Source organism: Mycobacterium sp. NGS62, assembly GCF_059812285.1.
In genome coordinates, this window is sequence record NZ_JCALCK010000003.1 from 184456 (window position 1) to 210852 (window position 26397).

Here is a 26397-nt window from a genome sequence, read left to right on the forward strand (position 1 = left end):
TCTAGCGCGGCAGCGGTGGTTGTGACTGGGTGGCCGCCGCCAGCGTACGGAACTGGTCGACGTTTCCGGCACCGGTTATCGCAATCTGCGCGCGACCGGCCGAACTGTCCAGCCGGGTGGTCCACACGTCCTCGGTTTTCCCGTCACCCTGGTAGACGATCCAGCCGGTGCCGTCGACGTCGACGGTGCCGGTGGGGTACATGGAGGGATGGATCGAGCCGACCAGCTTGTCCTCATCGGCGTTGCTCTGCGTCAGCCTCAAATACATGCCGGTCGGGCTGATGTATCCCACCGTGGACGTCACCGCCCGCATCTTCTGACCGGTCGCCGGGTCGATCCGGCCGTCCGGGATCTCGCCGCGACTTCCGGAGTTGGGTTGCCAGCCTTGCGGCAGCCGGGGCAGCCGGACCGGGAATCCCAGCATCTGGGCATCTGCGTGCAGCGCGGCCGCCGCGTCGTAGGACGGCACCTGTCCCCGGTTGTTCGTGCCGGGCGCGAAGGTGCACATTCCGACCAAGCCGGCCAGCACGATGCACGCGACCACCAGCGGGACCAGCGACCAGAACATGTCCCGGCCGTCCTGCAGCAACCGTGGCTTGGCCGGCGGAGGCGCGGGCTGCGGCTGCGTGGTCACCAGGCCAGTATCCCAGCTCCGGACGGTCGACCCGCCTCTGGGACAATGAGCGCCATGACTGACCCCGGCGCCCCAGGCCAGCCTTCACGCCGCGAAGCGCCCGATCGCAACCTGGCCATGGAGCTGGTCCGGGTCACCGAGGCCGGGGCGATGGCCGCCGGCCGCTGGGTGGGCCGCGGCGACAAGGAGGGTGGCGACGGCGCTGCCGTCGACGCCATGCGCGAGCTGGTCAACTCGGTGTCGATGCGCGGTGTGGTCGTCATCGGCGAGGGCGAGAAGGACCACGCGCCGATGCTCTACAACGGCGAGGAAGTCGGCAACGGCGACGGCCCGGACTGCGACTTCGCCGTCGACCCCATTGACGGCACCACCTTGATGAGCAAAGGCATGACCAACGCCATCTCGGTGCTGGCGGTGGCCGAACGCGGCGCGATGTTCGACCCGTCGGCGGTGTACTACATGAACAAGATCGCCACGGGTCCCGACGCCGCCCACGTGTTGGACATCACCGCGCCGATCGCCGACAACATCCGCGCGGTCGCCAAGGTCAAGGGCCTGTCGGTGCGGGATATGACGGTGTGCATCCTGGATCGGCCCCGGCACGCGCAGTTGATCGACGACGTGCGCGCCACCGGGGCGCGGATCCGGCTGATCACCGACGGCGACGTCGCCGGCGCGATCTCGGCATGCCGACCGGAATCCGGCACCGACATGCTGGCCGGGATCGGCGGGACCCCGGAGGGCATCATCACCGCCGCGGCGCTCCGGTGCATGGGCGGCGAGATCCAGGCCCAGCTCGCACCGACCGACGACGCCGAACGGCAGAAGGCGATCGACGCCGGCTACGACCTCGACCGAGTGCTGACCACCGAGGACCTGGTGTCGGGCGACAACGTGTTCTTCTGCGCCACCGGCGTCACCGACGGCGATCTGCTCAAGGGGGTGCGCTACTACCCCGGCGGCTGCACCACCCAGTCGATCGTGATGCGCTCCAAGTCGGGCACGGTGCGGCTGATCGAGGCCTACCACCGGCTCTCGAAACTCAACGAATACTCCGCGATCGACTTCACCGGCGACTCCACCGCTCAATACCCCCTGCCGTAACCGACAACCTTAGCGAGGATCACCCCCTATGGCCGATAGCGCCGAATACCGCATTGAACACGACACCATGGGCGAGGTCCGGGTGCCGGCAAAAGCGTTGTGGCGTGCCCAGACTCAGCGCGCGGTAGAGAATTTCCCGATCTCGGGACGCGGCCTGGAGCGCACCCAGATCCGGGCGTTGGGTCTACTCAAGGGCGCGTGCGCGCAAGTCAACAAGGACCTCGGGTTGCTGGCGCCGGAGAAGGCCGACGCGATCATCGCCGCCGCCAACGAGATCGCCGACGGCCAGCACGACGACCAATTCCCCATCGACGTGTTCCAAACCGGGTCGGGCACCAGTTCCAACATGAACACCAACGAGGTGATCGCGTCGATCGCGGGGGCCAACGGTGTCACGGTGCACCCCAACGACGACGTCAACATGTCGCAGTCGTCGAACGACACTTTCCCGACCGCTACCCACATCGCGGCCACCGAAGCCGCCGTGCGCCACCTGATCCCGGCGCTGCAGGTGCTGCATGACGCGCTGTCCGCCAAGGCCCGCGAGTGGCGCACGGTGGTGAAGTCGGGCCGCACGCATTTGATGGATGCGGTGCCGGTGACACTGGGCCAGGAGTTCTCCGGATACGCCCGCCAGATCGAAGCGGGTATCGAGCGGGTGCAGGCGACCCTGCCGCGGCTAGGAGAGCTGGCAATCGGCGGTACTGCGGTCGGCACCGGCCTCAACGCGCCCGACGGCTTCGGCGCCAAGGTGGTCGAGGTGCTGGCCGACCGCACCGGTCTGGCTGAATTGCGTTCGGCGTCCAACTCTTTCGAGGCCCAAGCCGCCCGCGACGGACTGGTCGAAGCGTCCGGCGCACTGCGGACGATCGCGGTGTCGCTGACCAAGATCGCCAACGACATCCGCTGGATGGGATCGGGGCCGCTGACCGGGTTGGGCGAAGTTCAGCTGCCCGATCTGCAGCCGGGCAGCTCGATCATGCCCGGTAAAGTGAATCCGGTACTGCCGGAAGCTGTTACGCAGGTTGCCGCCCAGGTGATCGGTAACGACTCGGCGATCGCCTGGGGCGGGGCCAACGGCGCGTTCGAGCTCAACGTCTACATCCCGATGATGGCGCGCAACATGCTGGAGTCGTTCAAGCTGCTGACCAATGTGTCGCGGCTGTTCGCCGAGCGGTGCATCACCGGGCTGGCGGCCAATGTCGAGCGGCTGCGCGAGCTGGCCGAGTCGTCGCCGTCGATCGTGACACCGCTGAACTCGGCGATCGGCTACGAGGAGGCTGCCGCGGTGGCCAAAGAAGCACTCAAGGAGCGCAAGACCATCCGTCAGACCGTGATCGACCGCGGGCTGATCGGCGACAAGCTTTCCGAGGAAGAGCTCGACCGTCGTCTCGACGTGCTGGCGATGTCCAGGGTGGCCGACGAGTCGCGATGATCAGCGACGAGCTTCGGCGGCGCCGGCTGGCGACCATCGAAGAGCACATGGACACCGAGGTGACCAAGGAGTTCGACCGCACGCTGGCAACGTTCAACGGGCACCCGCGCTACGAGATCATGGCCACCGGCCAGGTCTTCGACGGTGACGACGAAGTGATGGGGTACTACCGGACCACCCGGACCGCGTTCCCCGACCAACGCCACGACAACGTCCGATACCACGTCGCCGACGACGCGGTCATCACCGAATTCGACCTGCTGGGCACCAATCTCGGCGAGTTTTACGGCCTGCCGCCGACCGGCAAGGCGTTTCGGGTTCCGATCATCGCGGTGTTCTTCTTTGACGGCGATCGAATCACCAACGAGCGCATCTACTTCGACTCGGCCAGTCTGCTCAGCCAAATCGGACGTAGTGAACTGCTGACGCTCGCTGCTGCCGGCGAGTTGCCGGACCCGGGCAGATAGTCCTCAGCTGCCGTTGTTCGGCCCGCCCGAATTGGCGCCGGGGATGTCGGTGATCGGGAAGTTGGGCATCGGCTGGGGCGACGGCGTATTGGGCAGCGACGGAATCTCGGCGGCCGGGATGTCGTGCAAATCGTTGGCGGGCGGGCCGTTCTCTCGGCTGCCGTAGACACTGCCCGGCGCGCGCGGTCCCAGCAGCTGACTGACCGTCACCAGGTGGTAGCCGTTGGCCTTGAGCACCGGAATGAACTGGTAGACCAGGTCGACAGTAGACGAGTAGGTGTCGTGGAACAACACCACCGAGCCCGGCTTGATCTGCGTCATCAGCACCGCGCGAGTGGCTGCGGTGTCGGAGTCGTTGATCCAGTCATACGGGATGACATCCCAGAGAATGGCGGCCTGACCGAGTTTGGCGGCATCCTGGTTCACCGCCGCGTTGGTCAGCCCGCCGGGGGGCCGCCACAGCGTCGGCGTCATGCCGGTGGCCGCGCGGATCGCGTCGTTGGCTTTCGACAGCTGGCCGGGGACATCGGCGGGCGGGGTCGTCGTCATGTTGGGGTGTTCCCAGGTGTGGTTACCGATCTCCATGCCCGCCTCGGCAATACGCTTGGCGCCCGCCGGGTTGGCGGCGACCTTGTTGCCGATCAGGAAGAAGGTGGCCTCGGCGTTGTTCTGCTGCAGGGTTTCCAACAGCCGATCGGTAAACGGGCTGGGGCCGTCGTCGAATGTCAGCGCCACACACTTGAGTTGCGCGCAGTCGACGTTATCGGCGTCGGCCCGTCGTACATGGCCCGTGCACGCCCCGATCACCAGCACACCGGTGGCCGCGACGACACCGAGAACCGTACGCCAGTACCGCCAGGCCGGGCTGTCGCAGAGTCTCGGCACGCTGGCAGCCTACCGCGGCCGCCGCTACGGCAGCGGCCCCTGGCTGATCTCCTCCAGCATCTCGGTGACCAGCGCGGCGATCGGCGACCGTTCGCTGCGCAGCAGCGTGATATGCGCGAACAGCGGATGTCCTTTGAGCTTCTCGATCACGGCTGCGACGCCGTCGTGGCGGCCCACTCGCAGGTTGTCGCGCTGAGCTACGTCATGGGTCAGAACGACTCGCGATCCTGCGCCCAGCCGGGACAGCACTGTCAGCAGCACGTTGCGTTCCAGCGATTGCGCCTCGTCGACGATCACGAACGAGTCGTGCAATGAGCGGCCCCGGATGTGGGTCAACGGCAGCACCTCGAGCATGCCCCGGGATAGCACCTCCTCGAGCACCGCTGGGCTGGCCAGACCCTCGAGGGTGTCGAAGACCGCCTGCGCCCACGGGCCCATCTTGTCGCTCTCGCTGCCGGGCAGGTAGCCCAACTCCTGGCCGCCAACCGCATACAGCGGGCGGAAGACCACCACTTTGCGGTGAGTTCGCCGTTCCAGCACCGCTTCCAGACCCGCGCACAGCGCCAACGCCGACTTACCGGTGCCGGCTTTGCCGCCCAGCGACACAATGCCCACCGACTCGTCGAGCAACAGGTCCAGTGCCACCCGCTGCTCGGCGGAGCGACCGCGCAGCCCGAACACCTCGCGGTCACCGCGTACCAGTTGAACCTGCTTGTGCACGTTGACTCGCCCGAGCGCATGCGAACTGCCGCCCAGCAAGCGGATCCCGGTGTGGCACGGCAGGTCTCGGGCAGCCGCCAGATCGATTTCGCCGTCGGCGAAGAGAGCGTCGATGTCCTCGGCCGCGGCTTCGATCTCTGCCATCCCGGTCCATCCGGACGTGACGACGTCCTGCGCGTGATATTCGTCGGCGGCCAAGCCGACGGCACCGGCTTTGACCCGCAGCGGAATGTCCTTGCTCACCAACGTGACCCGCTTGCCTTCGGCGGCAAGGTTGGCCGCACAACTGAGGATCCGCGAGTCATTGCTGTCGGTGCGGAAACCCACCGGCAACACCGCCGGATCGGTGTGGTTGAGCTCGACGTGCACCGTACCGCCTTGCGCGCCAACGGCAATGGGCTGATCAAGCCGTCCGTGCTCCAGCCGAAGGTCGTCGAACAAGCGCAGCGCCTGGCGGGCGAACCAACCGAGCTCGTGGTGATGGCGTTTGGCTTCCAGTTCGCTGATCACAACCAGCGGCACCACCACGTGGTGTTCGGCGAACCGGGTACACGCCCACGGGTCGGACAACAGCACCGAAGTGTCCAGCACAAACGTCCGGGGATCAGTCACGGAGCGCTCCTTGCGCGAACCGCGCGGCCCCCGCGCGGATGTGTCGGCGGGGCTGCGGCACCAGGACCGGGGGCGGTCCTGGCGATCGCCAGCGCGGCGGAGCCGGGCGCAGCGGGTCGCCACCATAAGGTCTTGCCGATGTCGTGACAAGAGGTGCCGTCGGGACAGCAGAGCACGTCGCTAGCCATCGAATGCGACGCTACTCCGGTCGGCACATACCCGCCGTGCAGGCGCGCCGGATGCCTGATGCAACAAGGGCGAGTGTGCGTGTTCGTACACGACACGGCGCGCGACTACGTGCAACTGCGCACGTTCGTCACAGAAGAGGGTCAGGCGATGAACTGCTGCAGCTCAGGCTGGTCCGCCAGCCCCCACGCTGTGATGCGGTCGGAAATCACCTGCTGCAGCTGCGAGTCGCCGAAAATCCCGGCGTCGGCCATGCTCTGCACCTTGTCCTGGTAGGCATCGATGTCGCCGCCGACGACGCCGAGCTCGGCTGCGCGAGCGGCGATCGCGGCCAGCGTCTCGTCGCGGGTGTACTCCAGGCAGTGCGCCACGATGTTTGCAAAGAACTCCTCATGGCGCTCTTCGTCTTTGGCGATCCGGGTGATCAGCCCGGCCAGCACGGGCTCTTCGATCTGCGCCGCCAGGTTACGGCAGAACACCGCGTGGGCACGCTCGAAAAACGCCATGAACACCAGGGTCTCGACCTGACTTAAGCGATCGGCGCGGTAGCCCTTCATCACGTGCTCCACCCGGACCTGCTCGTTGGCGGTCGGGTCCACTTCTCGGGTCACCACCAAGTACTCACGCAATGCGATGGCGTGCAGATGCTCCTCGGCGGTCCACCGGCCAAGCCAGCGGCCCCACCAGTCTTCGAGGATGAAATGCTCGACGAGCTCGCGGTGGTAGCCGGCGAGGTTGTCCTTGGTGATGAGCAGGATCTCGCAGGCGTCGGTGATCAGCCGCGGCAGCGACGCCTGCGACGGTTCCCAGTCGCGTCCACCAAGGAAAGCGAAGTTCTCGCCCTGCTCGAATGGCACGTAGTCGTGCGCGAACCAGATGTCCTCGGTGGTCAGATGGCGGTCCAGGTTTGCCTCGACCACCGGATCGAGCTCCAGGATCAGTGCATTAGCTACAGGTTTCTGTGCCATAAAGTAACTGTAACCCAGGTTCACATCTTTCGTGAAATCATCCCGGACGTGTCGTCAGGAGCCGATCAGCTTCCAGTCCTCAAGCCCGTCATAGAGCGGAAATGCCCTGGCCAGCCGGGTCACGCGGTCCCGCAGCGCTGGCACGTCGGCCGCCTCGCCGCCGGCCAGCGCGGTGCCGATGATGTCGGCGACCTCGCTGAACTCGACGTCGCCGAAGCCGCGGGTGGCCAGTGCCGGTGTACCGATCCGCAGCCCGGACGTCACCATCGGCGGTCGGGGGTCGTTCGGCACTGCGTTCCGATTGACGGTGATGCCAACCTGGTGCAGCAGATCCTCGGCCATCTGCCCATCCAGCGGAGAGTTCCGCAGGTCGACGAGCACCAGGTGGACATCGGTGCCGCCACTGACCACCGACACCCCGGCCTTGGCGACGTCAGCTGCCAGCAACCGCTCGGCGAGGATGCGCGCCCCAGTCAGCGTGCGTTGCTGGCGCTCGGCGAACTCCGGCGAGCCGGCGATCTTGAGGGCCACCGCCTTGGCCGCGATCACGTGCATCAGCGGCCCGCCCTGCTGCCCGGGGAACACCGCGGAGTTGACCGCCTTGGCATATTCCTGCTTACCGACGATCAGGCCCGACCGCGGCCCGCCCAGTGTTTTGTGCACGGTGGTGGACACCAGCTGGGCATGCGGCACCGGCGACGGGTGCAGCCCTGCAGCGACCAGGCCGGCGAAGTGGGCCATGTCCACCCACAGCGTGGCGTCGACCTCGTCAGCGATCGAGCGGAACGCCGCGAAGTCGAGGATTCGTGGATAGGCCGACCAGCCGGCGATGATCACCTTCGGGCGGAACTCGCGGGCCTTGGCCCGTACGGCGTCCATGTCGATCAGATGCGTCGCGGGGTCGACACCGTAGAAGCCGACGTCGTAGAGCTTGCCGGAGAAGTTCAGCCGCATGCCGTGAGTCAGATGGCCACCGTTGGCCAGATCCAGGCCCAGCAGCCGCTCCCCCGGTGTCATCAGAGCGTGCAGCACCGCTGCGTTGGCCTGGGCGCCCGAATGCGGCTGCACATTGGCGAATTCGGCGTCGAACAGCGATTTGGCGCGGTCGCGGGCGATGTTCTCCACCGCGTCGACGTGTTCACATCCGCCGTAGTAGCGCCGGCCGGGCAATCCCTCGGCGTATTTGTTGGTCAGCACGCTGCCCTGGGCCTGCAGCACCGAGCGCGGCACGAAGTTCTCCGAGGCGATCATCTCCAACGTGTCACGCTGCCGGCCGAGCTCTTTGCCCAGCAGGTCGGCGACATCGGGGTCGACCTCGGTGAGCGGGGCAGACATCACGGACGTAGCGGTGTCGGGTGCAGCAGTCACGTCGGCCAGTCTGGCATGTAGGGCCCTATACGGTCAGCCCCGGATAGAGCGGGTTGGCGGCCAGCAGTTCGGCTGCGGCAGCGTGCACCCGGTCGGCGGTGCCGTCGGCCAAGGTGTATTTGGCTTTCGATGTGCCCTGCGGTGTGGTGTTAGCCAGCACGTCGACCACGAGTTCGGCCACCCGGTCGAAGTCGTCGGTGCCGAACCCGCGGGTGGTCAGCGCCGGGGTGCCGAATCGGATACCGCTGGTGTACCAGGCGCCGTTGGGGTCGGCGGGGATGGAATTGCGGTTGGTGACGACCCCGGAATCCAGCAGCGCGGATTCGGCCTGCCGCCCGGTCAGCCCGAACGACGTGACGTCCAGCAGCACGATGTGGTTGTCAGTGCCACCGGTGACCAACCGCGCCTTTCGCTTGAGGAACCCTTCGGCCAGCGCCTGCGCGTTGTCGGCAACCTGCTGGGCGTAGCCCCGGAACGCCGGGCGGCGAGCCTCGGCCAGGGCAACTGCCTTGGCGGCCATGACGTGTGCCAGCGGCCCGCCCAGCACCATCGGGCAGCCTTTGTCGACGGCGTCGGCGTACTCCGGTTGGGCCAGGATCAACCCGCCGCGCGGTCCACGCAGCGACTTGTGCGTGGTGGTGGTGGTGACGTGGGCGTGCGGAACCGGATCCTCGTCGCCGGTGAACACCTTGCCGGCGACCAGCCCGGCGAAGTGCGCCATGTCCACCATCAGGGTGGCGCCCACCTCGTCGGCGATCTGGCGCAACGTGGCGAAGTTGATCCGCCGCGGGTAGGCCGAGTAGCCGGCGACCAAGACCAGCGGCTTGAATTCCCGCGCCGACGCGGCGACCGCGTCGTAATCCAGCAGCCCGGTCTCGGGGTCCGTGCCATAGCTGCGCTGGTGGAACATCTTGCCGGAGATGTTGGGCCGAAACCCGTGGGTCAGGTGCCCGCCGGCATCCAGCGACATGCCCAGCAGCCGCTGGTTGCCGAGCTTGTGCCGCAGCGCTTCCCAGTCCTGCTCGGACAGGTCGTTGACGTGTTTGGCGCCAGCCTCGGCCAGCGACGGGGACTCGACCCGCGCGGCCAGGATGGCCCAGTAGGCAACGAGATTGGCGTCGATACCCGAATGCGGCTGCACGTAGGCGTAGGGCGCATCGAACAGCTCGCGGGCATGCTCGGCGGCGACGGTCTCGACGGTGTCCACGTTCTGGCAGCCGGCGTAGAAGCGGTGACCGATGGTGCCCTCGGCGTATTTGTCCGACAACCAACTACCCATCGTGAGCAGCACCGCCGGTGACGCGTAGTTTTCGCTGGCGATCAGCTTGAGCGAAACACGTTGGTCGGCAAGCTCTTTGCGGGTGGCGGCGGCGATCCGGGGTTCGACGGATTCGACGAGCTGCAGCGCTGCCCGGTAAGCGGCGCTCGCGGTGTCCGCGTATTCGGCGTCCATAGTGTCAGCCTAAGCGCAGGGCTGACGGGATCAGCGGCTCGTCGAGCAGCCGGCCGAATCGTTCGATGAGACTGACACCGGCCGGCCGATCATCCAGCCACCCGCGCAGCAATCGATAACCCTCGACGTAGGTGCTGGTGTAGGCGCGCCACAGCGGCGAGGACAGGAAGCGCAGCATCTGCCGGGCGCGGGTGTCGTTGACCAGCAGCCAGCGCCGCAGGAAGTCGGTCACCTCGTCGACGTCGCGGTGTTCGTCGTGCAGCATCAATGCCGCGTCCTGGCGGACACCGGCCAGCGCCGCCGAGGCCTCCGACACCGCCTCGGCCCGGTCACCGTCGAAGCGCAGCCCCAGGTCGGCGTAGATCTCGGTGGCCCAGCTGCCCCAGCCGGCGCCGACCGCGACGTGCAGGGCCAGATCGGCCAGGCCCTCGGCGATCAGGCACTGCGGGGTGTTGACCAAAAAGATGGTCTGCTCAACCTGGCCCAGCCGATTGACCAGCCCGGCTTCTTTGCGGCAGTGCTCGGTGTGGTGCCCCGGGTAGGACTCGTGGGCGACCAGCCGCGGCAGGTTGGACATCAGTTGTTTGAGGTCGGCGTTGACGGCCACCGTCGAGCGGTAGTCGCCCAGGTAGTAGTTGAAGCCTGACCACGGCTTGTCACTGACCACCTGATAGTCGACGGTTTCGGTGTCGGGCAGCGGATACTCGCTGCGCACCCGGTCGCGCAGTGCGCTGGAGAACGCGTCGATGCACTCGGCCAGCCGCTGCGGCGGGATCTCTTCGGCGCCGCGATGGGCGGCCATCCGGTCAGCCAGGGGGCCGCTGCCGCCCAGCACCTCGTCGAGCCGGGTGTGCGCCTGCCGATAGGTGTCGGGGTCTCCCTTGGCGATGTCGACGTCGAAGTAGTCGCGCACCTCCTGCACGAAGCCGACATCTTCTCCGGCGAATTTCCGCCCGGCACAGGCCAGCGCACGCAGGTGAGCGCCGAGGTAGTCGGCGCGGGCCTGGTCAAATCCGTTGCGGCGCGGAATGTCTGGCAGAAGTGCGCTCAGCCGTTCGGCTTGCCGGACAAGGTCGGCCGGGTCCGGCGCCGGTTCGTTGGCCACCTCCCGGCGCAGCGCGGGATCGCCGGTGAACGCGTCGACGTAGCCGGTCTCGACCCGGTCGAAGCGCAAACCCAGCAGCAAGTACTCACGGATCAGCGTGGCGGGCTCCATACCGGTTAACGCTATCCGCGTCGCCCCTGCAAGACTGACGCTATGCCGCGGCTGAGCGAGCCGAGCCCCTATGTGGAGTTCGACCGACGTCAGTGGCGTGCGTTGCGCATGTCCACGCCGCTGCCGCTGACCGAAGAAGAAGTGGTCGCGCTGCGTGGTCTGGGCGAGCAGGTTGACCTGCTGGAAGTCGAAGAGGTCTACCTACCGCTGGCCCGGCTGTTGCACCTGCAGGTCGCCGCGCGTCAGCGGCTGTTCGCCGCGACCGCCGAATTCCTCGGCGAGCCGCAGCAAAACCCCGACCGACCGGTGCCCTTCATCATCGGGGTGGCCGGCAGCGTGGCGGTCGGCAAGTCGACCACCGCCCGTTTGCTACAGGCGCTGTTGGCCCGCTGGGACCACCACCCGCGGGTCGACCTGGTCACCACCGACGGCTTCCTCTATCCCAACGCCGAGCTGGAGCGGCGGAACCTCATGCACCGCAAGGGTTTCCCGGAAAGCTACGACAGGCGTGCGCTGATGCGTTTCGTCACCTCGGTGAAGTCCGGTTCGGAGTACGCCTGCGCGCCGGTCTATTCACACCTGCACTACGACATCGTGCGCGGCGCCAAACACGTGGTGCGCCACCCCGACATCCTGATCCTCGAGGGCCTCAACGTGCTGCAGACCGGGCCGACGTTGATGGTGTCGGACCTGTTCGACTTCTCGCTGTATGTCGACGCACGGATCGAGGACATCGAGCAGTGGTACGTGTCGCGGTTCTTGGCGATGCGCTCCACGGCCTTCGCCAACCCGGCCTCGCACTTCCACCACTACGCCGGGTTGAACGACCCGCAGGCCGTCGTCGCCGCCCGCGACATCTGGCGCTCCATCAACCGGCCCAACCTGGTCGAAAACATCCTGCCCACCCGGCCGCGGGCCACTCTGGTGCTGCGCAAAGACGCCGACCACTCCATCAACCGGCTGCGTCTGCGCAAGCTGTAGTCGTTGGGCGCCGAACGTCGAGTTGTTGTGAAAAATCCGGGGTTTTCGCCCGACAACTCGACGCTCGGCGCGGGTTAGACATGAGCCGGTGCGGGGCCGCGCACCGTAAACCTCAAACGGCGGCGCCCCGCACCGACACCGGAGGGAGTCACGCCGACAGGCGGCGCACTCCGAGGTATTGCAGGTAGCCGAAGAACGCGGTGTACACCCCGCTGGCCAACGTTGCGGCAACACCGGTTGCAGTCAACGGCAGCCAGTCGGCCGCCACGACAGCAACCGTCGCCACGGTGAACACGATGTTGGCGATCGCGACGCCGATGCCGGCCCGGCGCAGGTTGGGCAATGCGGCCACGCTGAACACCACGAGCCCGTAGAGCACGAAGAATGCGCCCAGCGCGTACTCCTGCACGGAGCTCAGTCCGGTCAGCGACGAGATCGGGTCGGCGGCAACAGCGACGGCCAGGCCCGCCAGCCCGGTCAAGGTGGCGTCGGCGCGCATGGCGAACCGCAACAGCGAGTCGGTCGAGTCGGCCAAGGGCCGGGTAGGTAATCCGGTAACGGCGGTCATGTCAAAACTCCTTGGGTGGTGGGTCGAACACCTCTGAGCGTGCCGTTCGGCGACTGCCAGATCGACGCGTGACACTGCCAAGTGATGCCATGCGCAGGTCAACCGGCTTTCGACGGGCGACTGCGCTAGCTCGAAACGGGCACCCGGCCACGCAGGTCGGCAGCGATCAGCCGGGCGGCGGCGTTCTGCCAGTTGTGCAGCGACCGCTGCGGCACTTCGGTGACCAACCACTGCCAGGCTTGCCGGGCCGTCGGATCCAGTCCGGCGGCCGTGGCGTTCTGCGCATAAGCGCGCACGCCGACGACATACGGGAAATACAGCGCGTTGTAGTAGCGCCATTGCTCGGTGGTGCCGAAGTCGCCGCCATCCCGCGGTTTGAGCGCCGTGATGCGATCGGCAAGCAGCGCCTTGAGTTCGATGGCCCGCTCCAGCGGCTGGTCGGGCGCCCCGCGGGCGGCCAGTCGCTGGTCGATGGTGGGCAGCGCGGTCAGCGGACTGGCGACCAGCTTAGACAGGTCGCCGTAGTGACCCAGCGCGCGCCGGGTGAGCCGGGCGAAGCTGTCGTCGTCGACACCGTCGAGCGGGTGACCCGAGCGCAGCGGCAGCGCTGATTCGGTGCGGCGCAACGTCGCCCGGTCGGCGCGCAGCGTCGGCGAACGCGAGAAAGCGAGCCGGTCCAGCAGCCCCGCCAGCGGGTCGGCAAGGACCTGCACGTCGATCGCGATCGCCAAACTGGTAAACAGCAGCACCATCAGCGCGGGCTGCTGGCTTGTCAACGCGATCCCGATGAGCACCTGACCGCCGAACAGCACCGCCACCGCGACGCTGCCCCAGAACGAGCGCAGCATGTCGGCCCGCAGCGCCTGACCCTCGTCGAAGGCGTCCCACAACGCCACCGCCACACCGAGCGCCAGCACGTCGCATCCCGTCGACGCCAGCGCCAGCCAGCTGGGCAACAAGCCCAGCGGAATGATCAGGATGGCGTTGCTCAGCGCGAAGAACAGCGTCGCGACGACGACCAACCCGGCGACCGGGACCGGTTGGGCGGGCCGGACCAACGCCTTGGCCATTGCGCCGAGGGTGGAAAGCGATACCACCGCAAACATCACCCAATGGCCGGACCGGACCGGCCCGTCGACGCTGCCGGCCATCGTCGCTCCGACCAGGACGGCGGCCGCGACCCCGCCGACCAGGAGCAGCTCGCGGGCGCGGCTAGACCAGTGGTCGCACGGTCGCGCTAACTCCAGCAGCACCGCGAACCACGCCACGCCGGGAACAGCCGCCAAGTAGATCTCAACCTGGCTGAGCAAGCCGCTGTGCGTCGCCAGCCGCACCGCGTCCAGCGCCACGACGGCCGCGAAGCTACACAGTCCCGTCGCCGCCAACACCAGCGCGGGCTTGCGCGGATCACGGGCCAGCAGATACGCGCCCAGCCACCAGCTCAGCGCGAACACCACCGCAGACAGCGCAGCCATGGATCAAGTGTGGCACGCGCACCACGCACTCACCGCGCGTGTCTTCAGCGCGAAGCGTTCAACTGCCAGCCGCCGAGCACAACGGCGATCCCGCCGGCGGCGACGAGCGCCCAGTTACCCGACGCACTGAGCGGCAACCAGCCATACAGTGCCGTCACCCACACGACCGGGGCGAAGACGAAGTTGAACGCCCCGAATCCCCGCACCAGGCGGCGCGGAATCGGGCGCATCCGGTTCAGCCAGAACAGTAGGCCGACACCGCCGACGAGAAACGCCAGCCCACCGGCAAGCAACACCGGCTGCGGCACGCTCCACCAGTCACCGAGCGGTCCAGATAGTGCGGCGACGATCGCGCCCGCGAGGCTCCAGAACGCCAGGTCGGCAGCGATCGATTGCCAGCGCCCGCGGTCACCTCCCAGCAGGGGGCGGTTGTGACTACCTGAAATTATTTCGCGGGTCATGTGCCGATGGTGCGGCCGCCAGCAGTGCCAACTCCAGGCACGGCGCTGCCAAACGCTGCCAGCTACGCTGCGTTATCCGCCGTAGCGGCGGTGGCGCTGGCTGTAGTCGCGCAGCGCGCGCAGAAAGTCGACTCGACGGAACGCCGGCCAGTGCGCCTCGGTGAACCACATCTCCGAGTAGGCGCTCTGCCAGAGCAGGAAGCCCGACAGCCGCTGCTCCCCCGATGTCCGGATGACCAGATCGGGGTCGGGCTGCCCGGAGGTGTACAGGTTTTCCGAGATCGCGTCGACGGTGACCGCCTCGACGAGTTCCTCGGCACTGGCTCCGTTGGCGAGTTCCTTGTTCAACAGGCCGCGCACCGCGTCGGCGATCTCCTGGCGGCCGCCATAACCGACCGCCACGTTGACATGAAAGCCGCCGTTCTTCTCGCGGGTGGACTCGACGGCCTCGCGCAGCCGCCGCGCGGGCTCTTCGCCGACCAGCTCCAAATCTCCGACCGTGCGCACACTCCAGTGGTTCACCGGGGCACAGAGCTCCTCGACCACATCGGTGATGATCTCGATGAGCGCGGCCAGTTCGTCGGGATCGCGTTGCAGGTTTTCGGTGGACAGCAGATAGACGGTGGCCATTTCGATGCCGGCTTCTTGGCACCAGCGCAGCATCTCGGCGATTTTGATCGCGCCCATCCGGTAGCCGTAGCTGACATCGTCGTAGCCCGCGCTGCGCGCCCAGCGCCGGTTCCCGTCGCACAGCACCGCGATGTGGCGGGGCAGCGCCGACCGGGAAGCAGCCAGGCCCTGCCGCAGCCGCAATTCATAGATGCGATACAGCGGTTCCTTGAGCCGTGGCGGGATGATGTCCACGAAGAACCAGATTACTGTGAGGGGCAATGGTTACCGGCAATCCCGGAGAGTCCCGGAAAGGCACATCGAGCCAGACCGACGCCGCTTCGCGATCTGATCAGTCTGGACCGATGGCGGCTGTCCAGGAAGTGGCCGACGACATCGTCGAGGGCGCCGCCCAAGTCCTGATCAAGCCCCGGATGCGCGGCTGGATCCACTTCCACTCCGCCTGGTTGGCGCTCATCTGCGGCGCAGCGCTGGTATCGGTGTCATGGGCGGCCGAATCGCGCCGCGCCGGCCACGCGACGCTGATCTACGCCGCGGCCACGGTGGCGATGTTCGCCGTCAGCGCCACCTATCACCGCGTCCAGTGGAAATCGGTGATAGCCCGCAAGCGAATGAAGCGGCTGGACCACTCGATGATTTTCGTGTTCATCGCCGGCAGTTACACGCCGTTCGCAAGGCTGGCCATGCCGCATGACACCGGCCTGCTGGTGCTGTGGATCGTGTGGGGCGGTGCAGTGGCGGGGATCTTGTTGAAGATGTGCTGGCCTACGGCACCACGCTGGGTCGGCGTCCCGCTGTACCTGCTGCTGGGCTGGGTGGCGGTGTGGTTCGCCCCGACGATCGTGCACACCGCCGGGGTTGCCGCGATGGTGTTGCTGGCGGTCGGCGGCGTGCTATACAGCGTCGGCGGCGTGCTGTACGGACTGCGCTGGCCCGACCCGTGGCCGGCCACGTTCGGATACCACGAGTTCTTTCACGGCCTGACTGCGCTGGCCGCGATCTGCCACTACATCGCCATGTGGTTTGCGGTGTTTTACGTCGGCCACCCGCTATAACTGCGTGACGTTCTCCGGCGACCAGTAGGCCTTCATCCCGGCTACCTTGCCGTCGTCGCCGAACACCATCACGTCGATCGGCTCGATCACCATCCGGCTGTCGCCGTATGCCACTGTCAGCCTGAAGTGGAAGGCCGCCTCGTTACCGGCGACCCGCAGTGTCACCAGCTCGCAGTCCCGTTCGCCGGATTCCAGCGCCGCATAGAAGCCGCGGATGGCCTGTCGACCGATGTGTACCTCGCCGCCGACCGGATCCTCGACGGTGGCGTCGTCGGCGTAGAGCTCAACGATGTCGTCGGCGCTGCCCTTGGCGACCAGGCTGATGTAACGGTTGACGGTGTCGGCGATGGTTTCAGCACTCGGCATGTCAGGCACGCTACCGGGCGAGTGCGGCAGCCAGGTCCTCGGTAGTGGTGACCGGCATGTCGCACACCCGCCCACGGCACACGTAGGCTGCGTCGGCGCCGGCGACCCGATCGCGTCCGGCCAGTAGTTCCGAGGAGTCGACCGCCCCGCCAACCACGATGGCCCCGCCGGGTGCGAGTCTGCGCGCATCCGCCAGCAACGACGATCCCGGCGTGTCAGTGGTGGCCACCGCGATCTGCAGCGGCCCACGGACCGCGGCTTCGGCGACCGCCAGCCAATGGCCGGCTGAGCGCGGCGCCCCGGCCAGTAGCGGTGAATGCGCCAACAGCGCGTCGGCCGCTGCTTCTCGGTAGCGATCCGCGCGGTCAGCGCCCACCAGGTGCGCGGCGGTCAGCAGCGCCTCGGCGATCGTCGAGGCGCCGGACGGTGTCGCCCCGTCGATCGGATCCGCGGGCCGATACATCAGTTCCTCGGCGTCGTCGGCGGTGTCGAACCAGCGGCCGGGCCGGTCCGGGTCGGCGAAGCGCGCCAACGCGATGTCGAGCAATTCGGTGGCAGTAGCCAGCCAGGTGTTCTCGGCGGTCAGCTGGTAGAGCGCCAACAAGCCGGTGGCCAGCGCCGCATGGTCGTCCAGGATGGCCGCGGTGTCGCCGACTTGTCCGCCCAGACTGGCGCGACGCAGTCGACCGTCGACCATGTGCAGTTCCACCAGGGCCGCCGCGCAGCGTCGGGCAGCAGACAGCAATTCCGAATCATTCAGGGCCACACTGGCTTCCGCTAACGCGGTGATCGCCAACCCGTTCCAGGCGGTGACGATTTTGTCGTCGCGGTCGGGCTGCGCCCGGGTCAACCGCGCGGCCAGCAGTACGGTGCGGACCCGATCGAAGCGATCCACGTCGTCGGGCTCGCTGCGCAACTGCAGCACCGACGTGCCCTCCTCGAACGTTCCGGTGTCGGCGACGCCGAATAGTGAAGCGGCCCAATCCCCGTCGTCGTCGCCCAACACTTCACGCAGTTGAACGGACGTCCACACGTAGGTCGAGCCTTCCCGGCCCGCGGCGTCGGCGTCCAGCGACGAGGTGAACATGTCGCCGGCACCCAGGTCGTCGATGATGAACCGTGCGGTCTGGCCGGCGACGCGGCGCGCCAATGGGTCTCCGGTGCGACGGGCCAGGTGCGCATAAGCTCGCAGCAGCAGCGCGTTGTCGTAGAGCATTTTCTCGAAATGCGGTACTACCCAAGCATCGTCGACGCTGTAACGGGCGAATCCGCCGGCCAGTTGGTCATAGATTCCGCCACGGGCCATCGCGGTGGCCGCGCGCTCCACGACGCCGAGCGCCTCGGCCGAGCCGGTGCGCTCGTGGTCCCGCAGCAGCGCCTCCAGCAGGGCCGACGGCGGGAACTTCGGCGCCCGACCGAATCCGCCACGCACTGGGTCCTCCTCGCTCAGCACGGCGGCTACGGCCTGATCGCAGAGCGATGGCTTGACGTCCGGCCCTCCTCCCGGCATACCGGAGGCCATCGATCGCAGCTCGCCGGCGATGTGGTCGGACGCCTGCTCGACTTCGTCACGGCGTGTCCGCCAGGTGTTGACGACGGCCGAAAGTAGTTCCAGGAACGCCGGTTTCGGATAGTAGGTGCCGCAGAAGAATGGCCGGCCGTCCGGCGTGAGGAAGCACGTCATCGGCCAGCCGCCGTGCCCGGTGAGCGCGACGGTGGCAGTCATGTAGACGGCGTCGATGTCGGGCCGTTCCTCGCGGTCCACCTTCACGCACACGAACCCCGCGTTCATGACCGCGGCAACGTCGTCGTCCTCGAAGGACTCGTGGGCCATGACGTGGCACCAGTGGCAGGCGGCGTAGCCGACCGAGAGCAAGATCGGCACGTCGCGTTCGACGGCCTCGGCCAGCGCCTGCGGCGTCCACTGCTGCCAGTGCACCGGGTTGTCGGCATGCTGGCGCAGATATGGGCTGGCGGCCCCGGCGAGGGTGTTGCTATTCGTCGGGTTCACGCGGCGATCCGTTGCGATCCGCCGGCTGATCGACGCCGACTGTGCCTTCGTCGGCGGCCTGGTCCGGCTCCGGGTGCTGCGGGTCGAAAGACTCGGGCACCTTCTTCAGCTGCCGGTTCATCGAGCGCACCAGCAGAAAGGTCCCGATCAGCAGCAGCACGATCACGAGCAGCCCGAACGGGCTGGCCTTGCCGAAATCCGGTCCAGTGTTGCGGGGAGCGTCGTCAGCCAAGAACGTCACCACATCGAAAAGCTCAATCACTGGTCGGTCTCGATTCCTGCGAACAGATCGGTCTCGGGAAGGCGCACCGGCACCCGCGAGCGGGCCAACTCGAATTCTTCGGTCGGCCAGAGCCGCTGCTGCCATTCGATCGGTGCGGCAAAGAAATCGCCTTGGGGATCGATCTGGGTGGCGTGGGCGCGCAGGGCGTCGTCGCGCTGGCTGAAATACGCCGAGCACTCAACTCGGGTCGTCACCCGGTCGGCGAAGATGTCGTGCTTGGGGTCCCAGTGTGCCAGCCATTTTCCGAACGGGCCCTGCTGGTCGTGGTTGGCGAACTCGTCCTGCAGCAACTGCATCCGCTCGCGCAGGAAGCCGTGGTTGTAATAAAGCTTGGGCACCGTCCACACGTCGCCGGCCGCCGGGAAGCGGCGGTAATCGCCGGCTGCTTCGAACGCCGCCAGCGAAACCTGGTGACAGCGGATGTGGTCGGGGTGCGGGTAGCCGCCGTTTTCGTCGTAGGTCGTCATGACATGCGGCCGAAACTCGCGCACCACCCGCACCAGCGCCTCGGTGCACGCCTCCAGCGGTGCCAGCGCAAAGCAATCCTGCGGTAGCGGTGGCGGTGGGTCGCCCTTGGGCAGGCCGGAGTCGATGAAGCCGAGCCAGGTGTGCTCGACACCGAGAATTTCGGCGGCCTTGGCCATCTCGTCGCGGCGGATGTCGGCGATACGTCCGTGCACTTCCGGCAGGTCCATGGCGGGATTGAGGATGTCGCCGCGTTCGCCGCCGGTCAACGTCACCACCAGCACGCGATGACCTTCGTCGGCGTAGCGGGCAAGGGTGGCGGCGCCCTTACTGGACTCGTCGTCCGGGTGGGCGTGCACCGCCATCAACCGCAGTTCGCTCACGTGCTCCCTGTCCGTGCGTTGTTGCGCCGATACCCTAATAGTTCCATCCTGGCGGTCCGGGTTCGAAACCGACTGAAGAGATGCGTACAACAATGAGCCAACCTCCGCTGGTGCCTCCGGAGAGCCGCTACGGGCGTGCCCCGCTATCGGCCGCTTCGCGGCGTCGCGTCGTGATCGCACTGGGGCTGCTGGTGGTCGCCGCGGGCATCATCGTCGCGGTCGTCGCCTACCAGCGGCTGGGCACCGGTGACGTGAAGGGCACGCTGGCCGGCTACCGGCTGATCGACGACGAGACGGTGTCGGTGACGATCAGCGTGACGCGGTCGGATCCGTCGCGTCTGGTCGACTGCATCGTGCGGGTCCGCGCCAAAGACGGCAGCGAGACAGGCCGGCGCGAAATCCTGATTCCGCCGTCGCAGGAGGCGACGGTGCAGGTGACGACGATCGTGAAGTCCAGCAAGCCACCCGTGATGGGCGACGTCTACGGGTGCGGCACCAACGTGCCCGACTACCTGCGCAGTTCCTGATCGCGCGGCCACCCGGACGGATGCCGAACTGCGAAAATGTGTCCGGCCGAAGGCTGCGCGGTGCTACCATGTTTTGGTGCACGGTTCCTGCTGGAACCGTGTATTGCTGCATTAGCGGGTATACGCAGCTATAAAGCCGTAGTACACGCGGGGGAACCGCAGGTGCGCAGGCACGCGATTATCGCGCAACCGACACCACAAGGAGCACGACGAGATGACGGACACCCAGGTGACCTGGTTGACCCAAGAGTCACACGACCGACTCAAGGCCGAACTCGACCAGTTGATCGCAAACCGTCCGGTCATCGCCGCGGAAATCAACGACCGCCGCGAGGAGGGTGACCTGCGGGAAAACGGCGGCTATCACGCAGCGCGCGAGGAACAGGGCCAACAGGAGGCCCGGATCCGGCAGCTGCAGGATCTGCTGAACAACGCCAAGGTCGGCGAAGCCCCCACGCAGTCGGGTGTCGCGCTGCCCGGTTCGGTGGTGACGGTCTACTACGGCGACGACAAGTCGGAGACGGAGACGTTTCTGATCGCCACCCGGGGTGAGGGCGTCAACGACGGCGACTTGGAGGTGTACTCGCCGAATTCACCGCTGGGCGGCGCGCTGATCGACGCCAAGGAAGGCGAGAGCCGCAGCTACACCGTGCCCAACGGCAACACGGTCAAAGTGACGCTGGTCAGCGCCAAGCCGTACCACTCCTAGTCACCGCACCGGTGGGGGGATAAGGCCCGCTCAAGCCTGCTGATGGCGCGGATCGCCGAAGATCTACTGCTGTTGCTGCTCGACAATGCGTCGGCGCAGCCCGGGCTGGATCGAGCTTGCCGCGAACGCGTGCTGACCGCGGCGACGCTGCTGGATTTGGCGCATGCCTGCCGTATTCGTCCGGCAGTCGACAGCGAGCCGGTCGAAGCGGGACGACTGGTCGTGTTGAGCGGACCCGATCCTGCCGATCCGGTGCTGGCGCCCGCATTGCAGCTGCTGGGGCGTCGGCCGATGAGTCCGGCCGCCGCGATCACCAAGCTGCGTCGCGTTACCCCCGGTGCGTTACTGACACAGCTCGAATGCCTCGGTCAGATCCGCCAGGTTCAGCTGCAGGGCAATGGATTCAAACGCTCCTACGCGTGGCCGTTGACCGACCGGACCCGGGTGTCGCAGGCCCGTGCGGCGCTGATCGGCGCGCTGTTCGACGACGACAACCCGGACCCGGCGACAGCGACGATCATCTCGCTGCTGCACACGGTCGACGGCCTGGGTGCGGTGTTCAGCCTCAACGACCGTGGTTGGGAATGGGTGCGCAGCCGAGCCGGTGACATCGCCAGCGGCGGGTGGGTCGGCGAGTCGGAGCCCGAACTCGCCGAGGTCAACCTGGCGGTGACGACGGCGGCGATCCGCCACGCATTGCAGTAGCCGCTGGCCCGGTTGGAGGCGCAGCTACTCCGCCAGCGCCTGCTCGAGGTCGGCCAGCAGGTCGGCGACGTCCTCGATACCCACCGACAGGCGCACCAGGTCCTCGGGAACCTCCAACTGCGAGCCGGCCGTCGACGCGTGGGTCATCGCGCCCGGATGCTCGATCAGCGATTCGACCCCGCCGAGTGACTCCGCCAGGATGAACACCTCGGTGTTGGCGCACAGGCTTTCGGCGGCCGCCCGACCGCCCCGCATCCGTACCGACACCATGCCGCCGAATCCGCGCATCTGCCGTGCCGCGACGTCATGGCCGGGATGGCTGGGTAGGCCGGGATACAGCACATCGCCGACGGCCGGATGGCCACAGAGGAATTCGGCGACCGCGGCGGCGTTTTCGCTGTGCCGTTGCATGCGCAGCACCAGCGTCTTGAGGCCGCGGATGGTCAGGTACGCGTCGAACGGGCCCGGCACCGCGCCGGCGCCGTTCTGCAGGAAGCCGAATGCGACGTCGAGTTCCTCGTCGTTGGTGACCAGCGCCCCGCCCACCACGTCGGAGTGCCCGCCGATGTACTTGGTGGTCGAATGCAACACGACGTCGGCGCCCAACGTCAACGGCTGCTGCAGTGCCGGCGAGGCAAATGTGTTGTCCACCAATACTTTCACAGACGGGCCGCTGGCCAGCCCAGCAATGGCGGCGATGTCGGCGATCGACAACAGCGGATTGGTCGGTGTTTCCACCCAGATCAACTTGGTATGTGGCGTGATCGCGGCGCGCACCGCGTCGAGGTCGGACAACTCGACCGGCGTGTACGCGACACCCCATTGGGTGAACACCTTGTCGATCAATCGGAACGTGCCGCCGTAGGCGTCGTCGGGGATGACGACGTGCTCGCCCGGACGCAGCAGCGCGCGCAGGGCGCAGTCGGTGGCGGCCATGCCGGAGCTGAACGCCCGACCGAACCGGCCCTCTTCGACAGCGGCCAGCGAGGCTTCCAGCGCAGCCCGAGTCGGGTTGCCTGAGCGTGCGTATTCGAACCCGGCGCGCAGCTTGCCGACGCCGTCTTGGGCGAATGTGCTGGCCGTGTAGATCGGCGGATTGACCGCACCGGTCGACGGGTCGGTGTGGTAACCGGCGTGGATGGCCTTGGTAGCAAGCCCGGTACGGCGCTGTTGGTTCATCGACGTCCAGCCTAACGAGACCGGGCCATCACACCCGAAGCGCGGGGAACGGGCCGAACGGAAGAATGCGGATCACGAACCAAGCCGACACCACCACCAACGTCACCGGCGCCGCCCAGCGATGGCGCTGCCAACCCCAGATTCGGCGTCCGGTTACGCGCCCATAGGTCCATGCCGCGTATGCCCAACCCAGCAACACCGCCGCCGCCAGGGCCACCGCGTTGAATTTCGCCGCGGCCAGCAAGTCGCCGTGGAGCAGCGAGTACACCATCCGCAACGTGCCGCAACCGGGACAGTCGATGCCGAGCAGCAGCTTGGTCGGGCACACCGGCAGCGGGCCGCCGGGGGTAGTCGGGTCAGCCCACCACACCGCCGCGCATGCCACCATCGCCGCTGCGGCCACCGCGATGGGCGCACCGAGGCGATGCGGAGTCGGCGTGCGCCAACGCCCCTGCAGTTGGGTCAAGAGGTGCCGGCTGAGAACGACACGACCCTAGCCGCGAGCAAGACGATGACGAGGATCACGCCGGCGACGGCCGACCAGATCGCCCACTTCTTGGCGTCCTGGGATGCCTGGTGCGCTTCGGCGTATCTGCCCTGCGCCCACAACCCGGAGACTTGGCTGGATTTCACGATCGACACGATGCCCAGCGGTACGCAGCAGAACAAGGTGGTCAAGATGGCCCAGACGAGATAGGTGTCGGGTTGCGCCGAGTAACCGGGCGGTCCCTGGGGCGGATAGCCCCCGCCTCCGGGTGGCGGTGGCGGCGGGTATCCCCCGGGAGGCGGCGGTGGGTAATTGCCCGACGGCGGACCAGGCGGTTGTTCGGTCATCGGCGCCTTCCTCGATAGGGACTGGGTGTGGCGGTGCAGTACCCTACCCGAGCTGCTACCTGCGTCGTGGGCCCTCGGAGAGAAAGCCCAGCAAGTCGTGGCGGGTGATCACGCCCACCGGTTTGCCTTCTTCCACCACCATCACCGCGTCAAAGTCCCGCAGCGCCTTGGCAACCGCGCTCACCAATTCACCGGCCCCGATCATCGGCAGCGCGGCACTCATGTGCAGACCGACGGCATCGGCCAGCTTGGCCCGGCCCTCGAAGACAGCCGAGAGCAGTTCGCGTTCCGACACGCTGCCGGCCACCTCCCCGGCCATTACCGGTGGTTCGGCGCCGACGACGGGCATCTGAGACACCCCGTACTCGCGCAGGATGCCGATGGCGTCGCGCACCGTTTCCGACGGGTGGGTGTGCACCAGGTCGGGCAGTTCACCGGATTTCCGGCGCAGCACGTCGCCGACAGTGGGCTGTTCGACCGAGCCATCGAGCCGGGTGCGCAGGAACCCGTACGACGACATCCAGCCGTCGTTGAAGATCTTCGACAGGTAGCCACGGCCGCCGTCGGGGAGCAGCACCACGACCAGCGCGTCGGGCCCGGCTTGCTCGGCCACCTTCCGCGCCGCCACTACCGCCATCCCGCAAGATCCGCCGACCAGCATCGCCTCTTCGCGGGCCAGCCGCCGAGTCATGTCGAACGAATCGGAGTCGGATACCGCGATGATTTCGTCGGGCACGCTGGGGTCGTAAGCCTCCGGCCAGAAGTCCTCGCCGACGCCCTCCACCAAGTAGGGACGGCCGGTGCCGCCGGAGTAGACCGACCCTTCCGGATCGGCGCCGATGACGCGCACCGCTCCGCCGGAGACCTCCTTCAGGTAGCGGCCGGCGCCGCTGATCGTGCCGCCGGTGCCGATGCCGGCGACGAAATGAGTGACCTTGCCGTCGGTGTCGGCCCAGATCTCGGGGCCGGTGGTTTCGTAGTGGCTGGCCGGCCCCTCCGGATTGGAGTACTGGTCGGGCTTCCAGGCGCCTTCGATCTCGTGGGCCAACCGGTTGGAGACGCTGTAGTAGCTGTCGGGGTGATCCGGCGGCACGGCGGTCGGGCAGACCACGACCTCGGCGCCGTAGGCGCGCAGCACATTCTGCTTGTCCTCGCTGACCTTGTCGGGGCAGACGAACACGCACTTGTACCCGCGCGGCTGCGCGACCAGCGCCAACCCGACGCCGGTGTTGCCTGAGGTGGGCTCGACGATGGTGCCGCCCGGCTTCAGCTGCCCACTGGCCTCGGCGGCGTCGATCATCTTCGCCGCGATCCGGTCTTTGCTGCTCAGGCCGGGGTTGAGGTATTCCACCTTGGCGACCAGGCGCCCCGCCCCCGGCGGCGCGACCGAGTTCAGCTGAACCAGTGGGGTATTGCCGATGAGTTCACTGATGTGCCGCGCGATCCGCATGCCTTCATGGTCTCAGGTGCGCTCAGCGGCAGCGCGGCGAGCTATCCGGTGGCCTCGCGGATGTACTCGCCGATCTGGCGCAGCGAACGTGTGGCTTCCGGAATCACCGGCGCGGCGAGCTGGAAATCGTGAATCTGGCCGGGCCAGATCCGCACCTCGGCCGGGACGCCCACGGCCGCGAGCCGTCGGGCCGCCAACTGGGCGTCGTGCAGCAGCACTTCGGATCCCGACACGTGGATCAAGGTCCGCGGTAGTCCCGGCTCGACGTGGTCGAGCGGCTCGTAGAGCGTCTCCGGCTCTCCGTTGACGATGTTCTTGGCGGCGGCCTTGGCGACCAGTGCGATCAGCGCGTCGAAGGCCCTGGCCGGGAACATCGTGTCGACCTTGATGTTGGGGTGTGCCTGCTTGGGCTCTTTGGCCAACTGCAGCAACGGCGAGATCGCCACCAGCGCTGCCGGTTCCTCGTCCTCTTCGGCCAGCCGCTGCGCCAGCGCCAACGCCAGGTAGCCGCCGGCCGAGTCACCGGCGAGCACGATCTGCTCGGGGTCATAGCCGCGCAGCCGCAGCCAGCGATAGGCGTCCATGCAATCGTCGAGGGCCATGCCCACCGAGTGCTTGGGGATGAGCCGGTAGTTGACCACCAGCACCGGCGAGTCGGCGTATCGGGACAACGCGTTGACGACCCGGCTGTGCGAGTTCACGCCGCAGGTCAGGAAGGCGCCGCCGTGCAGGTAGAGCACGACGCGCCGGTTTCCGTCGGCCGGCAGTACACCGGGAGCGCGCACCAGTTGCGCGGTGGCGTGCGGCAGACCGATGGTGGCGCGGATCGTGCCGGGAGCGGGGAGTAACACCCGCGATGCGAAGTCGACGATGCCGAACGGCCACGGCATATGCGGAACGCGGCTGCCGATGGCCAGCGTCGGTCGGACCGTCAGATACGTTGCCAGCGAAACCAATCGGGCCGGGATGCTGGGGCCGGTCTCGACGACCTCGACAGGCGCGCCGTCGCTGCTGGGAAATTTTCGCGCCCGGAGCGAATCTCGGGCGCGAAGACGATGTGTCGAAGGGCTCGGAATTTCAGTCGCTGCGGTCATGCTCCCACTTCCTACGTCGGTGTAGTCAGTCGACGAAGTAGCAGAGCATCCGGTTCAGCTAGCTACTAATTGCGGTGTACCCGCGACGGCGCTCAGCCAACCTCGCTAACTTAGCTTGACACCTGTAGAACTTTCAACAATCAAAGAGTCTTATTCGATACCACATTTGGGCC

28 protein-coding genes are annotated in these 26397 nt (G+C 67.2%); 8 read left to right on the forward strand and 20 right to left on the reverse strand.

The window, feature by feature from the left end:
* Position 1: 1 nt before the first annotated feature.
* Positions 2 to 634, reverse strand: coding sequence for a DUF4245 domain-containing protein (locus AC5Y49_RS10285; RefSeq protein ID WP_499886656.1), 633 nt, complete (start codon positions 632 to 634; stop codon positions 2 to 4).
* 54 nt (positions 635 to 688) lie between these two features.
* Between AC5Y49_RS10285 and glpX the strand changes: the two genes are divergently transcribed.
* The 3 genes from glpX to AC5Y49_RS10300 are packed head-to-tail and all read left to right on the forward strand — an operon-like array spanning position 689 to position 3640.
* Complete coding sequence (gene glpX, locus AC5Y49_RS10290) at positions 689 to 1738, forward strand: class II fructose-bisphosphatase (RefSeq protein WP_499886658.1); 1050 nt, start codon at positions 689 to 691, stop codon at positions 1736 to 1738.
* 28 nt (positions 1739 to 1766) lie between these two features.
* Positions 1767 to 3173 (forward strand): class II fumarate hydratase, encoded by a 1407-nt coding sequence (locus AC5Y49_RS10295; protein WP_499886660.1) that lies wholly within the window; start codon positions 1767 to 1769, stop codon positions 3171 to 3173.
* Positions 3170 to 3640: an ester cyclase gene (locus AC5Y49_RS10300; RefSeq protein ID WP_499886661.1), complete on the forward strand. Its 471-nt coding sequence runs from the start codon at positions 3170 to 3172 to the stop codon at positions 3638 to 3640. The genes AC5Y49_RS10295 and AC5Y49_RS10300 overlap by 4 nt, the downstream gene beginning before the upstream one ends.
* Positions 3641 to 3643: 3 nt before the next feature.
* On the opposite strand, the gene AC5Y49_RS10305 is transcribed toward AC5Y49_RS10300, so the two are convergent.
* From AC5Y49_RS10305 to AC5Y49_RS10330, 6 genes are all read right to left on the reverse strand, one after another.
* A complete protein-coding gene (locus AC5Y49_RS10305; RefSeq protein ID WP_499886663.1) occupies positions 3644 to 4525 on the reverse strand; it encodes a polysaccharide deacetylase family protein in 882 nt (293 codons plus the stop codon).
* Positions 4526 to 4549: 24 nt separating this feature from the next.
* Positions 4550 to 5857, reverse strand: a complete 1308-nt coding sequence (gene phoH2, locus AC5Y49_RS10310; RefSeq protein ID WP_499886665.1) for an RNA 5'-3' helicase PhoH2 — start codon at positions 5855 to 5857, stop codon at positions 4550 to 4552.
* A 329-nt stretch (positions 5858 to 6186) separates the two neighbouring features.
* A complete protein-coding gene (locus AC5Y49_RS10315; protein WP_499886667.1) occupies positions 6187 to 7011 on the reverse strand; it encodes an acyl-ACP desaturase in 825 nt (274 codons plus the stop codon).
* A 54-nt stretch (positions 7012 to 7065) separates the two neighbouring features.
* Entirely contained in the window at positions 7066 to 8346 is a 1281-nt protein-coding gene (glyA, locus tag AC5Y49_RS10320; RefSeq protein ID WP_499887239.1) for a serine hydroxymethyltransferase, read from the reverse strand.
* Positions 8347 to 8404: 58 nt separating this feature from the next.
* Positions 8405 to 9832: a glycine hydroxymethyltransferase gene (locus AC5Y49_RS10325; protein WP_499886668.1), complete on the reverse strand. Its 1428-nt coding sequence runs from the start codon at positions 9830 to 9832 to the stop codon at positions 8405 to 8407.
* A gap of 4 nt (positions 9833 to 9836) precedes the next feature.
* Positions 9837 to 11048: a DUF885 domain-containing protein gene (locus tag AC5Y49_RS10330; RefSeq protein WP_499886670.1), complete on the reverse strand. Its 1212-nt coding sequence runs from the start codon at positions 11046 to 11048 to the stop codon at positions 9837 to 9839.
* A 42-nt stretch (positions 11049 to 11090) separates the two neighbouring features.
* Here AC5Y49_RS10330 and coaA point away from each other — a divergent pair, with 42 nt between their 5' ends.
* Entirely contained in the window at positions 11091 to 12029 is a 939-nt protein-coding gene (gene coaA, locus AC5Y49_RS10335) for a type I pantothenate kinase (protein WP_499886672.1), read from the forward strand.
* Between the two features lie 148 nt (positions 12030 to 12177).
* Here the strand turns inward: coaA and AC5Y49_RS10340 are convergent, their stop codons facing one another.
* The 4 genes from AC5Y49_RS10340 to AC5Y49_RS10355 form a co-directional block, all read right to left on the reverse strand.
* Entirely contained in the window at positions 12178 to 12597 is a 420-nt protein-coding gene (locus AC5Y49_RS10340; RefSeq protein WP_499886674.1) for a hypothetical protein, read from the reverse strand.
* Between the two features lie 125 nt (positions 12598 to 12722).
* On the reverse strand, positions 12723 to 14072 hold the full coding sequence (locus tag AC5Y49_RS10345) for a hypothetical protein (RefSeq protein WP_499886675.1): 1350 nt from the start codon (positions 14070 to 14072) through the stop codon (positions 12723 to 12725).
* 44 nt (positions 14073 to 14116) lie between these two features.
* The gene (locus tag AC5Y49_RS10350) at positions 14117 to 14533 is read right to left on the reverse strand and encodes a hypothetical protein (protein WP_499886676.1); all 417 of its coding nucleotides are present in this window, start codon (positions 14531 to 14533) and stop codon (positions 14117 to 14119) included.
* A 72-nt stretch (positions 14534 to 14605) separates the two neighbouring features.
* Positions 14606 to 15397, reverse strand: a complete 792-nt coding sequence (locus tag AC5Y49_RS10355) for a (2Z,6E)-farnesyl diphosphate synthase (protein ID WP_499886677.1) — start codon at positions 15395 to 15397, stop codon at positions 14606 to 14608.
* 110 nt (positions 15398 to 15507) lie between these two features.
* Between AC5Y49_RS10355 and trhA the strand changes: the two genes are divergently transcribed.
* Positions 15508 to 16218 carry a PAQR family membrane homeostasis protein TrhA gene (gene trhA, locus AC5Y49_RS10360; RefSeq protein WP_499886678.1) on the forward strand — a complete coding sequence of 237 codons (711 nt, stop codon included), beginning with the start codon at positions 15508 to 15510 and terminating at the stop codon, positions 16216 to 16218.
* On the opposite strand, the gene AC5Y49_RS10365 is transcribed toward trhA, so the two are convergent.
* The 4 genes from AC5Y49_RS10365 to mca are packed head-to-tail and all read right to left on the reverse strand — an operon-like array spanning position 16213 to position 19726.
* Positions 16213 to 16584, reverse strand: coding sequence for a nuclear transport factor 2 family protein (locus tag AC5Y49_RS10365; RefSeq protein WP_499886679.1), 372 nt, complete (start codon positions 16582 to 16584; stop codon positions 16213 to 16215). The two genes, trhA and AC5Y49_RS10365, sit on opposite strands and share 6 nt — an antisense overlap.
* Positions 16585 to 16594: 10 nt before the next feature.
* Positions 16595 to 18595: a thioredoxin domain-containing protein gene (locus tag AC5Y49_RS10370; RefSeq protein WP_499886680.1), complete on the reverse strand. Its 2001-nt coding sequence runs from the start codon at positions 18593 to 18595 to the stop codon at positions 16595 to 16597.
* Positions 18579 to 18857 (reverse strand): hypothetical protein, encoded by a 279-nt coding sequence (locus AC5Y49_RS10375; protein ID WP_499886681.1) that lies wholly within the window; start codon positions 18855 to 18857, stop codon positions 18579 to 18581. The genes AC5Y49_RS10370 and AC5Y49_RS10375 overlap by 17 nt, the downstream gene beginning before the upstream one ends.
* The gene (gene mca / locus AC5Y49_RS10380; RefSeq protein ID WP_499886682.1) at positions 18854 to 19726 is read right to left on the reverse strand and encodes a mycothiol conjugate amidase Mca; all 873 of its coding nucleotides are present in this window, start codon (positions 19724 to 19726) and stop codon (positions 18854 to 18856) included. Before mca ends, AC5Y49_RS10375 begins: the two co-directional genes overlap by 4 nt.
* Positions 19727 to 19818: 92 nt before the next feature.
* Here mca and AC5Y49_RS10385 point away from each other — a divergent pair, with 92 nt between their 5' ends.
* The 3 genes from AC5Y49_RS10385 to AC5Y49_RS10395 all read left to right on the forward strand — a co-directional run bounded on the left by AC5Y49_RS10385 (position 19819) and on the right by AC5Y49_RS10395 (position 21667).
* Positions 19819 to 20253 carry a DUF4307 domain-containing protein gene (locus tag AC5Y49_RS10385; RefSeq protein ID WP_499886683.1) on the forward strand — a complete coding sequence of 145 codons (435 nt, stop codon included), beginning with the start codon at positions 19819 to 19821 and terminating at the stop codon, positions 20251 to 20253.
* A gap of 214 nt (positions 20254 to 20467) precedes the next feature.
* Positions 20468 to 20962 (forward strand): transcription elongation factor GreA, encoded by a 495-nt coding sequence (greA, locus tag AC5Y49_RS10390; RefSeq protein ID WP_499886684.1) that lies wholly within the window; start codon positions 20468 to 20470, stop codon positions 20960 to 20962.
* Positions 20963 to 21004: 42 nt separating this feature from the next.
* Positions 21005 to 21667 carry a GOLPH3/VPS74 family protein gene (locus AC5Y49_RS10395; RefSeq protein ID WP_499886685.1) on the forward strand — a complete coding sequence of 221 codons (663 nt, stop codon included), beginning with the start codon at positions 21005 to 21007 and terminating at the stop codon, positions 21665 to 21667.
* Positions 21668 to 21691: 24 nt separating this feature from the next.
* On the opposite strand, the gene AC5Y49_RS10400 is transcribed toward AC5Y49_RS10395, so the two are convergent.
* From AC5Y49_RS10400 to AC5Y49_RS10420, 5 genes are all read right to left on the reverse strand, one after another.
* Positions 21692 to 22846 carry a cystathionine gamma-synthase gene (locus AC5Y49_RS10400; RefSeq protein WP_499886687.1) on the reverse strand — a complete coding sequence of 385 codons (1155 nt, stop codon included), beginning with the start codon at positions 22844 to 22846 and terminating at the stop codon, positions 21692 to 21694.
* Positions 22847 to 22874: 28 nt separating this feature from the next.
* Positions 22875 to 23234: a DUF2752 domain-containing protein gene (locus AC5Y49_RS10405; RefSeq protein WP_499887241.1), complete on the reverse strand. Its 360-nt coding sequence runs from the start codon at positions 23232 to 23234 to the stop codon at positions 22875 to 22877.
* Positions 23235 to 23308: 74 nt separating this feature from the next.
* Positions 23309 to 23680 carry a CD225/dispanin family protein gene (locus AC5Y49_RS10410; RefSeq protein WP_499886688.1) on the reverse strand — a complete coding sequence of 124 codons (372 nt, stop codon included), beginning with the start codon at positions 23678 to 23680 and terminating at the stop codon, positions 23309 to 23311.
* A gap of 55 nt (positions 23681 to 23735) precedes the next feature.
* Complete coding sequence (locus AC5Y49_RS10415) at positions 23736 to 25130, reverse strand: cystathionine beta-synthase (protein ID WP_499886689.1); 1395 nt, start codon at positions 25128 to 25130, stop codon at positions 23736 to 23738.
* 41 nt (positions 25131 to 25171) lie between these two features.
* A complete protein-coding gene (locus AC5Y49_RS10420) occupies positions 25172 to 26224 on the reverse strand; it encodes an alpha/beta hydrolase (protein ID WP_499886690.1) in 1053 nt (350 codons plus the stop codon).
* Between the last annotated feature and the right edge of the window lie 173 nt (positions 26225 to 26397).

Bases quoted from the DNA above. Each gene is read 5' to 3' on its own strand.
- AC5Y49_RS10325 (WP_499886668.1), bottom strand. From the start codon at position 9,832: ATGGACGCCGAATACGCGGACACCGCGAGCGCCGCTTACCGGGCAGCG.
- AC5Y49_RS10315 (WP_499886667.1), bottom strand. From the start codon at position 7,011: ATGGCACAGAAACCTGTAGCTAATGCACTGATCCTGGAGCTCGATCCG.
- glpX (WP_499886658.1), top strand. From the start codon at position 689: ATGACTGACCCCGGCGCCCCAGGCCAGCCTTCACGCCGCGAAGCGCCC.
- greA (WP_499886684.1), top strand. From the start codon at position 20,468: ATGACGGACACCCAGGTGACCTGGTTGACCCAAGAGTCACACGACCGA.
- AC5Y49_RS10345 (WP_499886675.1), bottom strand. From the start codon at position 14,072: ATGGCTGCGCTGTCTGCGGTGGTGTTCGCGCTGAGCTGGTGGCTGGGC.
- trhA (WP_499886678.1), top strand. From the start codon at position 15,508: ATGGCGGCTGTCCAGGAAGTGGCCGACGACATCGTCGAGGGCGCCGCC.
- AC5Y49_RS10385 (WP_499886683.1), top strand. From the start codon at position 19,819: ATGAGCCAACCTCCGCTGGTGCCTCCGGAGAGCCGCTACGGGCGTGCC.
- AC5Y49_RS10405 (WP_499887241.1), bottom strand. From the start codon at position 23,234: ATGGTGGCATGCGCGGCGGTGTGGTGGGCTGACCCGACTACCCCCGGC.
- AC5Y49_RS10410 (WP_499886688.1), bottom strand. From the start codon at position 23,680: ATGACCGAACAACCGCCTGGTCCGCCGTCGGGCAATTACCCACCGCCG.
- AC5Y49_RS10330 (WP_499886670.1), bottom strand. From the start codon at position 11,048: ATGGAGCCCGCCACGCTGATCCGTGAGTACTTGCTGCTGGGTTTGCGC.
- AC5Y49_RS10340 (WP_499886674.1), bottom strand. From the start codon at position 12,597: ATGACCGCCGTTACCGGATTACCTACCCGGCCCTTGGCCGACTCGACC.
- AC5Y49_RS10395 (WP_499886685.1), top strand. From the start codon at position 21,005: ATGGCGCGGATCGCCGAAGATCTACTGCTGTTGCTGCTCGACAATGCG.
- AC5Y49_RS10295 (WP_499886660.1), top strand. From the start codon at position 1,767: ATGGCCGATAGCGCCGAATACCGCATTGAACACGACACCATGGGCGAG.
- glyA (WP_499887239.1), bottom strand. From the start codon at position 8,346: ATGTCTGCCCCGCTCACCGAGGTCGACCCCGATGTCGCCGACCTGCTG.
- AC5Y49_RS10350 (WP_499886676.1), bottom strand. From the start codon at position 14,533: ATGACCCGCGAAATAATTTCAGGTAGTCACAACCGCCCCCTGCTGGGA.
- AC5Y49_RS10400 (WP_499886687.1), bottom strand. From the start codon at position 22,846: ATGAACCAACAGCGCCGTACCGGGCTTGCTACCAAGGCCATCCACGCC.
- AC5Y49_RS10365 (WP_499886679.1), bottom strand. From the start codon at position 16,584: ATGCCGAGTGCTGAAACCATCGCCGACACCGTCAACCGTTACATCAGC.
- AC5Y49_RS10420 (WP_499886690.1), bottom strand. From the start codon at position 26,224: ATGACCGCAGCGACTGAAATTCCGAGCCCTTCGACACATCGTCTTCGC.
- coaA (WP_499886672.1), top strand. From the start codon at position 11,091: ATGCCGCGGCTGAGCGAGCCGAGCCCCTATGTGGAGTTCGACCGACGT.
- AC5Y49_RS10300 (WP_499886661.1), top strand. From the start codon at position 3,170: ATGATCAGCGACGAGCTTCGGCGGCGCCGGCTGGCGACCATCGAAGAG.
- AC5Y49_RS10415 (WP_499886689.1), bottom strand. From the start codon at position 25,130: ATGCGGATCGCGCGGCACATCAGTGAACTCATCGGCAATACCCCACTG.